The sequence below is a fragment of the Agromyces molybdatiresistens genome (assembly GCF_052748445.2).
On record NZ_CM188258.1, the window covers coordinates 1,063,953 to 1,078,582 of the forward strand.

General features: G+C 72.2%; 11 protein-coding genes. 9 read left to right on the plus strand and 2 right to left on the minus strand.

Translation table 11 applies throughout. The features are described from left to right. Positions 1 to 84 precede the first annotated feature (84 nt). The 8 genes from ACULK2_RS04875 (at position 85) to ACULK2_RS04910 (ending at position 9,431) form a co-directional block, all read left to right on the plus strand. Positions 85 to 2,154, plus strand: coding sequence for a beta-galactosidase (locus ACULK2_RS04875; RefSeq protein ID WP_445968690.1), 2,070 nt, complete (start codon positions 85 to 87; stop codon positions 2,152 to 2,154). Continuing rightward, positions 2,151 to 3,101, plus strand: a complete 951-nt coding sequence (locus ACULK2_RS04880) for a carbohydrate ABC transporter permease (RefSeq protein WP_445968689.1) — start codon at positions 2,151 to 2,153, stop codon at positions 3,099 to 3,101. The genes ACULK2_RS04875 and ACULK2_RS04880 overlap by 4 nt, the downstream gene beginning before the upstream one ends. Next, positions 3,098 to 4,036 (plus strand): carbohydrate ABC transporter permease, encoded by a 939-nt coding sequence (locus tag ACULK2_RS04885; protein WP_445968688.1) that lies wholly within the window; start codon positions 3,098 to 3,100, stop codon positions 4,034 to 4,036. The genes ACULK2_RS04880 and ACULK2_RS04885 overlap by 4 nt, the downstream gene beginning before the upstream one ends. A 48-nt stretch (positions 4,037 to 4,084) precedes the next feature. Next, positions 4,085 to 5,416: an ABC transporter substrate-binding protein gene (locus ACULK2_RS04890; RefSeq protein WP_445968687.1), complete on the plus strand. Its 1,332-nt coding sequence runs from the start codon at positions 4,085 to 4,087 to the stop codon at positions 5,414 to 5,416. A 9-nt stretch (positions 5,417 to 5,425) separates the two neighbouring features. Then, positions 5,426 to 7,612, plus strand: coding sequence for an alpha-galactosidase (locus ACULK2_RS04895; protein ID WP_445968686.1), 2,187 nt, complete (start codon positions 5,426 to 5,428; stop codon positions 7,610 to 7,612). A gap of 86 nt (positions 7,613 to 7,698) precedes the next feature. After that, positions 7,699 to 8,454 (plus strand): hypothetical protein, encoded by a 756-nt coding sequence (locus ACULK2_RS04900; protein WP_445968685.1) that lies wholly within the window; start codon positions 7,699 to 7,701, stop codon positions 8,452 to 8,454. Between the two features lie 95 nt (positions 8,455 to 8,549). Continuing rightward, positions 8,550 to 8,852 (plus strand): DUF1540 domain-containing protein, encoded by a 303-nt coding sequence (locus tag ACULK2_RS04905; protein WP_445968684.1) that lies wholly within the window; start codon positions 8,550 to 8,552, stop codon positions 8,850 to 8,852. Positions 8,853 to 8,963: 111 nt separating this feature from the next. Further along, positions 8,964 to 9,431 carry a helix-turn-helix domain-containing protein gene (locus tag ACULK2_RS04910; protein ID WP_445968683.1) on the plus strand — a complete coding sequence of 156 codons (468 nt, stop codon included), beginning with the start codon at positions 8,964 to 8,966 and terminating at the stop codon, positions 9,429 to 9,431. Here ACULK2_RS04910 and ACULK2_RS04915 read toward each other — a convergent pair. Both ACULK2_RS04915 and ACULK2_RS04920 read right to left on the minus strand, forming a co-directional pair. After that, the gene (locus ACULK2_RS04915; RefSeq protein WP_445968682.1) at positions 9,413 to 10,039 is read right to left on the minus strand and encodes a ClpP family protease; all 627 of its coding nucleotides are present in this window, start codon (positions 10,037 to 10,039) and stop codon (positions 9,413 to 9,415) included. The genes ACULK2_RS04910 and ACULK2_RS04915 overlap by 19 nt on opposite strands. Then, the gene (locus tag ACULK2_RS04920) at positions 10,036 to 10,659 is read right to left on the minus strand and encodes a ClpP family protease (protein WP_445968681.1); all 624 of its coding nucleotides are present in this window, start codon (positions 10,657 to 10,659) and stop codon (positions 10,036 to 10,038) included. The genes ACULK2_RS04915 and ACULK2_RS04920 overlap by 4 nt, the downstream gene beginning before the upstream one ends. Before the next feature lie 149 nt (positions 10,660 to 10,808). Here ACULK2_RS04920 and ACULK2_RS04925 point away from each other — a divergent pair, with 149 nt between their 5' ends. After that, positions 10,809 to 14,621 carry an adenylate/guanylate cyclase domain-containing protein gene (locus tag ACULK2_RS04925; RefSeq protein ID WP_445968680.1) on the plus strand — a complete coding sequence of 1,271 codons (3,813 nt, stop codon included), beginning with the start codon at positions 10,809 to 10,811 and terminating at the stop codon, positions 14,619 to 14,621. Positions 14,622 to 14,630: the final 9 nt, after the last annotated feature.

Below are 14,630 nucleotides of genomic sequence, written 5' to 3' on the forward strand. Positions count from 1 at the left end.
GTACGTTCACAGAAATCGCCGCGAGGAAATACGCGACCAAATCTGTGCACGTTCACAGAATCAACGACGATCCCCGGGAGCACCGTGGACCACCACGCGACGACGCTGGCGCCGATCCCGCCGGAGCAGACCGAGCCTGCCCCCACCGCCGTCCGCCCGCGCTTCCAGCACCAGGGCATCGCGTTCGGGTGCGACTACAACCCCGAGCAGTGGGACCCGGCCGTCTGGCGCGAGGACGTCGTGCTCATGCGCGAGGCCGGCGTCGACCTCGTCGCGATCAACATCTTCGGCTGGGCCGACCTCCAGGGCCCCGACGGCGCATACGACTTCGCCGCGCTCGACGAGGTGATCGAGCTGCTCCACGCCGCCGGCATCCGGGTCAACCTCGGCACCGGCACGGCGTCCCCGCCGCCGTGGCTGACCACCCGCCACCCCGAGATCCTCCCCGTCGTCGAGGACGGTACGACCCGCTTCCCCGGAGGCCGCCAGGCCTGGTGCCCGAGCTCGCCGACGTTCCGCCGGTACGCGCTGGAACTCGTCGAGGCCGTCGCCGAGCGGTACGGCGGGCACCCGGCCGTCGCCGTCTGGCACGTGTCGAACGAGCTCGGCTGCCACAACGCGCTCTGCCACTGCGACGAGAGCACGCGAGCCTTCCGCCGCTGGCTGCGCGAGCGCCACGGCACGATCGACGAGCTCAACCGCGCGTGGGGCACGAGCTTCTGGAGCCAGCGCTACACCGACTGGGACGAGATCCTCACCCCGAAGCTGACCCTCTCGAGCCGCAACCCCGGCCAGATGCTCGACTTCCACCGGTTCTCGTCCGACGAGCTGCTGGCCCACTACCGCGCCGAGGCTGAGGCGATCCGCCGGCGCAGCGCCGTCCCGGTCACCACGAACTTCATGGTCACCGCCCACATCCGGAACCTCGACTACTGGACCTGGGCCGCCGACATGGACGTCGTCGCGAACGACCACTACCTCGACCACCGGCTCGCCGAGCCGCGCACCGAGCTCGCCTTCGCGGCCGACCTGACGCGCGGGCTCGCGGGCGGCGACCCGTGGCTGCTCATGGAGCACTCGACCGGGTCGGTCAACTGGCAGCCGGTCAACCTCGCCAAGGAGCCCGGCCAGCTGCTGCGCAACACGCTCGCCCACGTCGCGCGCGGCGCCGACGCCGTCTGCTTCTTCCAGTGGCGCGCGTCGCTGCAGGGCTCCGAGAAGTTCCACTCCGCCCTGCTGCCGCACGCCGGCACCGATTCGGCGCTCTGGCGCGAGGTGCTCGAGCTCGGCCGCATCGTCGGCGCGCTCGACGAGGTCGCGGGCACGCGCGTGCGGGCCGAGGTCGCGCTCCTGTTCTCGTGGGAGTCGTGGTGGGCCTCCGATGCCGAGACCCGGCCGACGCACGAGATCGAGTACCTCGACCAGGTGCACGCGCTCTACGGCGCCCTGCACGACCTCGGCGTGAGCGTCGACGTGGTCCGCCCGGGCGCCGACCTGACCGGGTACCGCCTCGTCGTGGTGCCAGGCCTCTACCTGGTGTCCGACGAGGGCGCTGCCGCGCTCGACGCGGCCGTGGCATCCGGCACGCACGCCCTCGTCACCTTCTACAGCGGCATCGTCGACGAGCACGACCGCGTGCGGCCCGGCGGGTACCCGGGCGCGTGGCGCGACCTGCTCGGCGTGCGCGTCGAGGAGTTCGCGCCGGTCCTGCCCGGCACGCCCATCGCGCTCGAATCGGGCGCGGCCGCATCGCTCTGGGCCGACCGGCTCGAAACGACGGATGCCGCGATCATCGACCGGTTCGCCGACGGCCCGGCCGCCGGCCGCCCCGCCGTGACCCGCCGCGACGGCGTCGACGGCGCGGGCGACGCGTGGTACCTCGGCACCCTGCTCGAGCCCGACGACCTGCTCGATCTCGTCGGGCGGGCGGTCGAGCGCGCCGGCGCGGCATCCGAGCCCGGCGCCTCGGCCGACGTCGAGATCACGCGCCGCACCGACGGCGAGCGCACCTGGCGCTTCGTCGTCAACCACGGCGCCGACCCCGTCGAGCTCGACGCGCGCGGCACCGAACTCGTGACCGGATCCGACGTCGACGGGCGCATCGTGGTGCCCGCCGGCGGAGTCCGGGTGATCAGAGAGGAGGCCGCGGCATGAGTGCATCCGCGACCACGCCGACCGCCGGTCGGCTCGCCGCGCAGGAGGAGGCGGGCGGGCGGCGCCCCACGCGCCGCCGCCGAGTGCAGCACCCGTGGGCGATCGTCGCCTTCGTCGCCCCGTTCGCGCTGATGTTCGTGCTGTTCTACCTCGTGCCGATCGCCGTCGCGGTGTGGCAGTCGATGCTCGTCGTCGAGCGCGAGGGCACCTTCGGCACGGCGACCGAGGTGTTCGGCGGATTCCAGCAGTACGCCCTGGTCTTCCAGAACGAGGCGTTCTGGACCTCCGTGGGCCGGGTCCTGATCTTCGGCATCGTGCAGGTTCCGGTGATGCTCGGACTCGCGCTGCTGTTCGCTCTCCTGCTCGACTCGCCGCTCATCCGCGGCAAGAAGTTCTTCCGGCTCGCGTTCTTCGCGCCGTACGCGGTTCCGGGCGTCATCGCGGCGATCATGTGGGGCTTCCTGTACTCGCCGAACCTCTCGCCCTTCGAAGCGCTGACCAGCCAGGTGAACCTGCTGTCGGCCGACTTCGTGCTGTGGGCGATCGCGAACGTCGTCACCTGGGTGTTCGTCGGCTACAACATGCTCATCATCTACTCCACGCTGCTGGCGATCCCGCAGGAGATCTACGAGGCCGCGCGCATCGACGGCGCCGGACAGGCCCGCATCGCGTGGTCGATCAAGATCCCGCTCGTTCGCCCCGCGCTCGTGCTGACCGCGGTCCTGTCGATCATCGGCACCCTGCAGCTGCTCGCCGAGCCGCAGACGTTCCGGTCGTTCAGCTCCGCCGTGACGAGCACGTACACGCCGAACATGACGATCTACGCCACGAGCTCGATCCCGAACGTCTCGCTCGCCGCCGCCTTCTCGGTGGTGCTGGCCCTGGCCACGTTCATCCTCTCGTTCACGTTCCTCCGCCTCACCCGCCGGAAGGGGGCCGACGCATGAGCACCGCGACCGGACCCGACGCGACCTCGGCCGTGCAGGCCGTCAACCCCCGCGGCGTCGACCGCCACGGCGACACGCCCTCGGTGGGCACGGGGCCGCGGGAGAGCCTGCTCTCGCGCACCGGCGCCATGCTCGTCATGGCCGTCTTCACGCTGTACTTCCTGGTGCCGATCTGGTGGCTCTTCGTGGCCTCCACGAAGGACCGCGGCCAGCTGTTCAGCACCAACCCGCTGTGGTTCGCCGACTTCCGACTGTTCGAGAACATCGGCAACCTGTTCGCGTACCGCGACGGCGTGTACCTGAAGTGGATCCTGAACAGCCTGCTGTACGCGGGTCTCGGCGCCGTGGTCGCGACGATCCTCGCGGCGATGTGCGGCTACGCGCTGGCGAAGTACCGCTTCCCGGGCCGCGAGACGATCTTCAACGTCGTGCTCGGCGGCGTGCTCGTCCCTGCCACCGCGCTCGCGCTGCCGCTGTTCCTGCTCTTCAGCCGGGTGCAACTCACCGACACGTTCTGGGCGGTGTTCCTCCCGAGCGTGGTGAGCCCGTTCGGCGTGTACCTCTCGCGCGTGTTCGCCGAGGCATCCGTGCCCGAGGAACTCCTCGAGGCGAGCCGGCTGGATGGTGCGGGAGAGCTGCGCACGTTCTTCACCGTGTCGATCCGGCTGATGTTCCCCGCGCTCATCACGGTGTTCCTGTTCCAGTTCGTGACCATCTGGAACAACTTCTTCCTGCCGCTGATCATGCTGCGCAGCGAGGAGCTGTTCCCCGTCACCTTCGGCCTCTACGCCTGGAACTCCACCATCAACCAGTTCCCCGAGCTGCGCACCTTCGTGCTCGTCGGTTCGCTGCTCTCGATCATCCCGCTGATCATCACGTTCCTGCTGCTTCAGCGCTACTGGCGCACGGGCCTCGGCTCCGGCTCGCTGAAGTAGACACCCCGGCCCGGGGCATCCGGGCACCACCACCGAGAAGAGGAAACCATGCGTCACACGAAACGAGCGGTCACCGCAGCCCTGCTCACCTCCGCGGCACTCGCCCTCACGGGCTGCGCCGCCGGCGACTCCGGATCCGGGGGCGGCGACGCCGCGTCGTGCGAGCCGGCGGGCGAGGACGTCACGCTCACCTTCACCAGCTGGATCCCGGGCATCGAGGACGCCGTCGCGATCTGGAACGAGGCGAACCCCGACATCCAGGTCGAGGTGCAGACCGGTCCGTCCGGCAACGCCGGCACGTACCAGAACTTCTTCAACCAGCTCGAGGCGGGCAACGCCCCCGACCTCGGCCAGATCGAGTACGACGCACTGCCGAACTTCCGCGTGCAGGACGGTGTCGAGAACCTCGCCGCGTGCGAGGAGGTCGTCGACGCGTCCGACCAGTTCCTCGACTGGACGTGGGGCCAGGTCACGCTCGGCACCGAGGACGAGGTGTACGGCATCCCGCAGGACCAGGGCCCGATGGCGCTGTTCTACCGCAGCGACCTGTTCGAGCAGGCGGGCATCGAGGTCCCGACCACGTGGGAGCAGTACCGCGAGGCTGCGGTCGCGATCCGCGAGCAGGGCGGCTACATCACCAACTTCTCGCAGACCGACATCAACCAGTTCGCGGGCTTCGTCTGGCAGGCGGGCGGCCAGTGGTTCGCCAACGACGGCGACGCGTGGACGGTCGAGCTCACGGGCGACGAATCGATGACGGTCGCCGAGTACTGGCAGGACCTCATCGAGAACGACCTCGTCTCGACCTACCCGGCATGGACCGACGAGTGGAACAACGCCTACAACTCGGGCGAGGTCTGGACCTGGAACTCGGCGGTGTGGGGTGCCAACTCCATCTCCTCCGGCGCGCCGGACACGGCCGGCAACTGGTCGGTCGCGCTCGCACCGCAGTGGAACGAGGGCGCCGCCGCCGCGGGCAACTGGGGCGGCTCGTCGATCGCCGTGTTCAAGGGCACCGACCACCTCTACGAGGCGGCGAAGTTCGCGCTGTGGCTGAACACCTCCGAGGAGGCGCTCACGTCGCTCAACCAGACGGCGGCGATCTACCCGGCGACCGAGGCGGGCCTCGAACTGCCGACCCTCACCGAGGGCGTCGAGTTCTACGGCGGCCAGCCGATCTACGACGTGTTCGCCGAGGCGGCGGCGCAGGTCAGCCCCGACTTCGTCTGGGGTCCGACGATGACGCAGACCTACGCCGACGTCTCCGACGGGTTCAAGGCCGCCGCCTCCGGCAGCAGCACCCTCGGTGAGGCGCTCGAGAAGGGCCAGGCGTCGACCATCGACGCGCTCGAGGCCCAGTCCATCCCGGTCGCGGAGTAGCCTCACCCCGTGATCCATCACCTCCGTGCCGCGGGCGTCAGCGTCATCGTCGACGTCCGCGGCACGGGCGTGCCCGCGGTGCTGCACTGGGGGAGCGACCTCGGCCCGCTCGACCCCGCCGCGCTCGAGGCGCTCGCCGCGGCATCCGTGCCCGCGGTGCCGCCGTCGTCGATCGACGTGCCGTTGCGCCTCAGCCTGCTGCCGACGCTCGGCGAGGGCTGGTCGGGGCGGCCGGGCGTGCAGGCGCACCGCGACGTGCTCGCCGCCGACGGCGGCGCCGCGGCGCGCGCGCTCCAGGCCCCCCGGTTCGAGCTCGTGCCCGGTTCGGTCGAGATCGCAGGTGCCGCATCCGTCTCCGGCCCCGAGGTCGTCGTCGAGGCTTCGTCGGCATCGGATGCCGCGGGCGGCGCGCTCGCGTTCGAGTTCATCGACCCCGAGGCATCCGTCGTCGTCGCCATCCGCCTCGAGCTGACGCCCGAGGGGGTGCTGCGCGTGCGGCACCGGCTCACCAACGCCGGCGACTCGCCGCTCGGCGTTGGTCGGCTCGTCGCGGTGCTGCCCGTGCCCGCGCGCGCGAGTGAGCTGCTCGACTTCAGCGGGCTCTGGAGCCACGAACGTCGACCGATCCGCCGCACGTTCGAGCACGGCGTGCACGCGCGCGAGTCGCGGCACGGCCGTGGCGGCCACGACGACGCCTTCCTGCTCGTCGCGGCCACGCCCGGATCGGGCTTCCGTCACGGCGAGGCGTGGGCGCTGCACGTCGCGTGGTCGGGCGACACCGACGTCTGGGCGGAACGCTCGGCGCTCGGCCCCGCGGCGATCGGCGGCGGCGAGCTGCTCGCGCCCGGCGAGATCCTGCTGGCCCCCGGCGAGACGTACGAGACCCCGTGGACCGTCGCCGCGTACTCCGACTCCGGACTCGACGGCGTCTCGGACCGTTTCCACGCGTGGGTCCGTTCCTGGTCGACCATCGCGGGTCGGCCGCGCCCCATCGTGCTGAACACGTGGGAGGCCGTCTACTTCGACCAGTCGCTCGGGCGGCTCGAGCCGCTCATCGCGGCCGCCGAGCGGGTCGGCGTCGAGCGCTTCGTGCTCGACGACGGCTGGTTCCACGGGCGCCGCGACGACCGTCGGGCGCTCGGCGACTGGACCGTCGACCCCGGTGTCTGGCCCGACGGGCTCGGGCCGCTCGTCGACCGCGTTCGCACGGCGGGCATGGAGTTCGGCCTGTGGGTGGAACCCGAGATGGTGAGCGTCGACTCCGACGTCGCCCGCACCCGCCCGGACTGGGTGCTGGGCCGGTCCGGCGACCCCGAGTGGCGGTTCCAGCGGGTGCTCGACCTGACCGCGCCGGGCGCCGCCGACCACCTGTTCGCCCGGCTCGACGCGCTGCTCGCCGAGCACGACATCGCGTACCTCAAGTGGGACCACAACCGCGACCTGCTCGGCGGCTCGTCGCACGCGCAGACCCGCGCGGTGTACGCGCTCATCGATCGCCTGCGCGCCGCGCATCCCGGCGTCGAGATCGAGTCGTGCGCGTCGGGCGGCGCTCGCGTCGACCTCGGCATCCTCGAGCGCACCGACCGGGTGTGGCCGAGCGACACGAACGACCCGCTCGAACGGCAGGGGATCCACCGGTACACGAGCCTCGTCGTGCCGCCCGAGTACCTCGGCGCCCACCTCGGCGCCGCGCGGGCGCACACGACCGGGCGCACGGCGGAGCTGTCGTTCCGCTTCGCGACGGCGCTGTTCGGCAGCGCCGGCATCGAGTGGAACCTCGCGACGGCCTCCGGTGCCGAGCTCGTCGCGGTCGCGCGGTGGATCGCCGAGTACCGGCGCCTGCGCCCCCTGCTGCACTCGGCCCGCGTGGTGCGGGCGGATGCCGCCGACCCGGCGCAGAACGTCCAGGGCGTCGTGGCATCCGACGGCTCGCACGCCGTCTTCTCGATCGCGATGCTCGGCACCGCGCACGCCGCGCTGCCGCCCGTGGTGCGGCTGCCAGGACTCGACCTCGACCGGACGTACGAGGTCCGCGTGCTCGACCTCGGGCCCGTTCGGACGATCCAGGATGCGAACCCGCCGTGGTTCGACGCCGGCTCGGTGCGGCTCCCCGGACGCGCCCTCGGCGAGATCGGCCTGCCGATGCCGCTGCTCGCGCCGGAGAACGCGATCGTGCTCGAGCTCGTCTCCGTCTGATCCCCCCGGTACGGGCGCCCACCGGAACCCCCGCGTCCGATCCGTGCCACGATCGACGGGAGCGGCGCATCCTGAGGAGGACGGCCATGACCTATGCGATCCCGGGCGGTGCGCCCGACGGAGGGGGGCCGATCGGCGACACCTACGGCGCCGTGATCGCTCGTGCCGACGACGCGGCACATGTCGTCGAGGCGCTTCGCGGCATCCGCTTCACCGGATGGATCGCGCCGCCGGAGGACGGTTGGGTCGTGGCGATCGGCGATCCCGGCGACGGCACCGTCGCGACCGGCCGCAGCGGCGTGCTCGAGGTCGGCGCGGCGCTCGCCGCGGCGCTCGACACGGTGGTGGTGGTCGCACGCGTGGTCCTCGACCGCCAGCTCGTGCTCGCCGCCTGGCGCGGCCCGGAGGTGCTCGGGAGGTACTCGAGCGATCCCTCGCGCGAACGCGGCGCCGACGAGGGGGTGCTCGCCGAGCCGTTCGGCGCCGAGCACGCCGACGTCTTCGCGGCGGCGGTCGGGCGAGCGGATGCCTCGGACGAGCTGGCCGACGTGCTCGGCGAGGAGCTCGACCCCGACAGCGTCTTCGAGTCCGAGCGGCTCGCGCGAGTGCTCGGACTGCTCGGTCTCCCGGGCTGGATCGTCGCAGCCGGCTCGCTGCCGCGCGAGGTCCCGACCGGACCGCGCACGGCGGACCTCGTGCGGCTCCGCGCCGGGGTCGAGGGACCGAGGGGCGTCGTGCCGGGACGTGCGATCGCCTCCGCCCGGCGACGGATGCCGCCGCCGCCGGCGATCGCCGATCCGCCTCGCGCCGACGATTCCGGCATCGACCCGTGGCTGCTCTGACCGTCGCCGAAACGCCGCAGGGGTCTGGCCGGCGGAAGGGGCCGGGAGTAGCATCGGCCGCACCTGCCGGACCGACACCGCCTCAGGAGGTCGCCATGAGCATGACCCTCGACGAACTGCCCGCCGTCGCCGAATGCTCGGTGGCCGGCTGCTCCTACAACGACCACTCGCACTGCCATGCCGCCGCGGTCACCATCGCGGGCAGCGTCGGCGACGCCGAGTGCGCGACGTTCATCCCGCTGGGCACCAAGGGCGGCCTCGACAAGGTCGTGACGCACGTCGGAGCATGCCAGCGCTCCGAGTGCATCCACAACGACTCCCTCGAGTGCACGGCCGCCGCCGTGCGCGTCGGCCCCGGCGCGGTCGACGCGGACTGCCTCACCTACGAGCCGGCGTAGGCGCGTCGGCCCTGCCGCGGGCCCGCCTGGCGGCGATGCCCGGTTCCGGCGCCGTTCTGCTGTGAGCGGATCGGCCTGTCGGCGGCCTGCGTGCGTGCGTAGCCTCGGCGCATGGGCGAGACGATCGAGTTCCCGGCACCCGGCACCGACTCCGGCACGCGCGCGGACGAGCACCACGGCGCGGCGCGCCGGGCCAGGCCGCTGTGGCGCGACCTCGTCGGCGAGGTCCTCCGCGAGGAGCGGCTCGAGCAGGAACGGATCCTCACGGAGGTCGCCCGCACGGCGGGCGTCTCGCCGCAGTACCTCTCCGAGGTCGAGCGGGGCCGCAAGGAGGCGTCGTCCGAGGTGCTCGGCGCCGTGACGGACGCGCTCGGACTCGGACTCGTCGACGTCGTCGGCCGGGTGGCGGGGCGCCTGGCCGAGCGCGACGCCCGCGCGGCCGAGGCGGCGCGCCGACGCGTCCGCGTGCTCGACCTCACCGTGGCGCCGGCGGCGCCGGGCGTCGCGCCGGCAGCGCCGGCGATCGCCCCGTGGGCCGGTGCGGCGGCGCCGGCGAACGCCTACCTGCTCGCCGCCTGACCGGGTCCGGCACCGACCGCCACCTGTGCCGAGAGCATGTGGTCGGCGAGGCCGTAGTCGACCGCCGCCTGCGCGGGCAGGATGAGGTCGCGGTCGGTGTCGACCCGGATCGCCTCGGGGCTTCGACCGGTGTCCGCCGCGAGCGCCGCCTCGAGCTCGGCGCGCACCCGGAGCACCTCGTCGGCGTGCAGGATCAGGTCGGGCACGGTGCCGCGACCCTGCGTCGACGGCTGGTGCAGGGTCACCGTGCTGTGCGGCAGCATCGAACGTCGCCCCGGTGCGCCACCGGCGAGGAGGACGGCCGCGGGACCGCCGGCCCGTCCCACGCACGTCGTCGCGACATCCGCCCTGATGTGCCGCATGGTGTCGTAGACCGCGAGCGCGGCGCTCGGCGAGCCGCCGGGGGAGTTGACGTACAGGCTGATGGGCGTCTCGGCCGACTCCGACGCCAGGTGCAGGAACTGCGCGATGAGCACGTTCGCGACGCCGTCGTCGATCTCGGTGCCGAGGTAGACGATGCGCTCCGAGAGCAGTCGGCTGTACACGTCGAGGGAGCGCTCGACGCCGCCGCGCTTCTCGACGACGTAGGGGATCGTGTACGAGGTCATGCCCGGACCCCCAGCCCCGCGACCGCGCGCGGCTCGAGCGGGAACAGCTCGTCGAGCCGCTCCGTCACGTGGTCGATGAACCCGTAGTCGACGGCCGCCGTCGCGGTGTACCAGCGGTCGCGGAGCGAGTCCTCGCGGACGCGGTCGAGGGACTGCCCGGTGTAGCGCGCGATGAGGCCGAGCACGGTGTCGCGCGTATGGCGCAGGTCGTCGGCCTGCAGCTCGATGTCGACGGCAGTCCCGCCGATGCCGGCCGACCCCTGGTGCAGCAGGATCCGCGAGTGCGGCAGCGCCGCCCGCTTGCCCGGCGTGCCGGCCGTGAGGAGGAACTGCCCGGCGCTCGCAGCCATGCCGACCGCGATCGTCGCGACGTCGTTCGGGATGGCGCGCATGACGTCGTGGATCGCCAGCATGGCGGGCACCGACCCTCCGGGCGAATTGATCCAGAAGCGGATGTCGCGGCGCGGGTCGTCGGCCGCGAGCGCGACGAGTTGTGCGCAGATGCGATTGCCGCCGGCCTGGTCGAGCTCGTCGCCGAGCACGATGATGCGCTCGTGGAAGAGGCGACGCGTGAGTTCGGCATCGATGGGCTGGACTGGTGGGCGCTCTCGATCGGTCATGCGCCCAGCCTGCGCCGCGGCGCACCATCGTGGGCCGGATGCCGCTCACGGCAGCGCTGCCGTCGGCAGCGCGTGTGCATGCGAGCGCATCGAGCTGCGGCGACTAGGGTGACTCCCACCGGAGTTTCCGTCGATGCGAAGGGGGCGTCGTGAATCTCGGCCGGGCCGTATCCGACGCCGACACGGTCGACGTCCTGCAGCCGTACGTGCCGCGCATGGTCCGCTACTGGGACGAGGAGACGCCCGGCCGGCTGCACCGCGCGGTCGAGGGGACGATGGTCCTCGTCGACATCTCGGGCTTCACCCGGATGTCGGAGCGCCTGGCCCGGCACGGCGACGTGGGCGCCGAGGAGGTCACCGAGGTCATCGACGGCACCTTCGACCGGTTGCTCCCCGCCGCGTACGCGTTCGGTGCGAACCTGCTCAAGTTCGGCGGCGATGCGCAACTCCTGCTCTTCACGGGCGACGGGCACCACCTGCGCGCGGCGGCCGCCGCCCACGACATGCGCGCCGAGCTGCGACAGATCGACGGCTTCGCGACGAGCGCCGGCACCGTCTCGCTCCGGATGTCGGTCGGCGTGCACAGCGGCACGTTCGACTTCTTCCTCGTCGGCGGCTCGCACCGGGAGTTCATCGTGGCCGGCCCGGCGGCGACGCGGACCGTGCAGATGGAGGGAGCGGCCACCGCGGGGCGGATCCTCGTGAGCCCCGAGACCGCGGCGCTGCTGCCCCGCACCGTCGTCGGAGCGGTGCGCGGGCCCGGCCGCCTGCTGAGCCGAGGCCCCCACGTCGAGCAGTCGGGGTTCCTCATGGCCGAGTCCCCGGAGGTGGACCTCCGGCAGTTCGTCCCGTTCGGCCTCCGACGCACCCTCCAGAGCGGCACCATCGACCCCGAGCACCGCCCGGCGGCCATCGCGTTCCTCCACTACACCGGATTCGACCCGCTCGTCGCCCGGGACCCGGACGGTGCCGCCGGCGTCCTCGACGATCTCGTCACCGAGGTCCAGCGCCATGCCGACGCGCACGGGGTCACCTTCCTCGCGACGGACATCGCGCCCGACGGCGGCAAGATCATCCTCACCGCGGGCGTTCCGGACACCGCGGGCAACAACGAGGAGCAGCTGCTGCTCGCGGTCCACGACCTCCGCGGTCGCGCGACGCGGGACCTGCCCTTCCGGATCGGAGTCACCTCCGGCCATGTCTTCGCGGGCGCGGTCGGTCCCGCCTACCGGCGGACGTACACGGTCATGGGCGATGCGGTGAACCTCGCCGCTCGGATCATGGCCCAGGCGCCGACGGGCGAGGTCTACGTCACCGACGACGTGCTCGATGCGTCGCGGACGACGTTCGAGACCGTCACCTGCGAGCCGTTCACCGTCAAGGGCAAGCAGCAGCCCGTCCAGGCGTACTCCCTGGGCGAGCCGGAGGGCAGCCGAAGCAGCGACCAGGTTCCCGGCACGCCGCTGATCGGCCGCGAGGAGCAGCTGTCGGTCCTCACCCGCGCATGGGCCGACGCACGCGAGGGCCGTGGCGGGGTGGTGGACGTCACTGCCGGTGCCGGCATGGGCAAGTCGCGGCTCCTGCAGGAGCTGCTGGTGACGACCCGGCCCGAACGGGTCATCACGGCGGAGTGCCGGCTCTACCAGATGGCGACGCCGTACTTCCCCTTCCGTACGCTCCTCCGCTCGGCGTGGGGACTCGAGGGCCTGGACGCCGAAGCAACCGAGGCCGCCCTGACCGACCTGGTCCGCAGCCGTGTGCCCGATCTCCTGCCGTGGCTGGCCCTCATCGGCACACCGCTCGGACTCGCGCTGCCCGAGTCGCCCGAGGTCGCCCAGCTCGATGACCAGTTCCGCCCGACCCGCACGCGGTCCGCCGTGGGGGAGCTGCTCAGAGCAACGAACGACGGGCCCACGCTCTTCCTCATCGAGGAGGGACAGTGGATGGACGAGGCGTCGCGCGACCTCCTCGCGTCGCTCTTCGCCGGGATCGAGGAGGTCCCGTGGCTGATCATCGTCAGTCGCCAGCCCGGCGATCAGGGCTTCGTCGCCGTGGAGAGCCCGGCCGTCACGCAGATCGAGCTGCCCCCGCTCGATCTCGCGCAGGCGAGGGAGCTGATCGAACGCGCCACCGCCGGGACGCCGTTGCTGTCGAATCAGGTCGACGCGCTCGCCGCACGCGCCGAGGGCAGTCCGCTGTTCCTGCTCGAGCTGCTCCAGGTGCTGCGCACGGGCGCCGCAGTCGACTACCTCCCGCAGTCGGTCGAGGGGCTCATCGCCGCCCGGATCGACCGGCTGCCGCCGACCGATCGCAACCTCCTGCGCCGGCTCGCCGTGCTGGGAGCCGGATTCCGGCAGGAGCACATCCCCGCTGTACTGGGAACGACCGTGGCCGAGCCGAGTCGGCAGGTGACGACCCTGCGGCGACTCGGCGGCTTCCTCTCGGTGGACACGGGTGGATGGGTGCACTTCCAGCACAGCCTCATCCGTGACGTCGCCTACGCGGGGTTGCCGTTCAAGACGCGTCGAGAGCTGCACGCCCAGGTGGGCGACGCGATTGCGGCCGCGTCATCCGGTCACCCGTCCGGCCAGGTCGAACTCCTGTCGATCCACTACTCGGAGGCGCACCGATGGCCGGAGGCGTGGGCGTCCTCCCGCGTCGCCGGACAGCGCGCGAAGGAGATCTACGCGAACCTCGAGGCCGCGACGTTCTTCCGCCGCGCGCTGAGCGCCTCCCGTCACGTGCCCGACCTGCCGTCCGTCCAGATCGCCGAGGTCTCCGAGGCGCTGGGCGACGTGCTCGAACTCGCGGGTCTCTTCGACGAGTCGATCGATGCCTTCCGGCAGGCGGGCCGCCTGGTTCGCGAGGATCCCATCCGTTCGGCCGACGTCCTGCTGAAGCGCGCACGAGCGAGGGCGCGCACCGGAGCGTACTCCGCTGCGTATCGCGACCTGACGATCGGCCGGCGTCTCGTCGCGGACCTCGCGAGCACCGAGGCGCTGGGTGCGACCGCCCGCCTCACCGCGCTGAATGCGCAGATCCGGCAGCTCCAGGAGCATCCGCGCGCCGCACTGCGCCTCGCGGCGCAGGCCATGGCCGAGGCGGAGGCTGCCGGGGAACGGGAGGCGCTCGCGCGCTCGTACCAGGTCCTGGACGCCTCGTACGTGATGGTCGGCGAGTCGGCGAAGGCCGTCTACGCCGGACGCGCACTCGCCCTCTACGACGAACTCGGGGACCTGCCCGGCACGGCCGTCGTGACCAACAACCTGGGCGGACAGGCGTACTGGCAGGGGCGGTGGGACGATGCGGTGCGCTTCTACACCCTCGCTCAGGATGCCTCGCTCCGCGCAGGGAACGAGGCGGGCGCCGCCACCTGCGGAGCCAACATCGGAGAGGTGCTGGTGAGCCAACGTCGGTTCGCCGAGGCGGAACCGGTGCTCGTCAGCGCGGTCCGGGTGCTTCGCGCACACGGCAGGGTCGACGCCGCGATCTTCGCAGAGATCCAGCTGGCGAGATTGCGTCTGCTGCGCTGCGATGACGGCGCGCTGGAGAACCTCGTCGAGCTCCACGCCGAGGCGACTCGCACCGGGCAGGTGCAGTCGGCGATCGAGGCGGCGATCCTCATCGCCTACGGGCTCGTGATGGAGGACCGCCCGCTTGAGGCGCTCGACCTGCTCGACCGGACGGAAGAGGGTGCGGGGGACGAGGCCGAGGTGTACGGGAGTTCCCTCGCCCGGACCAGGGCTCAGGCCCTCGCCGCGGTCGGCCGCATCGCGGAGGCGCGCGAGGCGGTCGGGGTCGGGTTGGCGACGGCCCGTGAGCAGGGCTTGATGTACGAGGAGGCGATGCTCCGACTGATCGATGCTCGGCTCACCGACGACCCGACCGCGCGCCGCGCGGTCCGCGCCGAGGCCGACGAGATGCTCGCCGGGCTCGGCGTGGTCCTCCGGAACGTCGACTGAGCCGCGTCC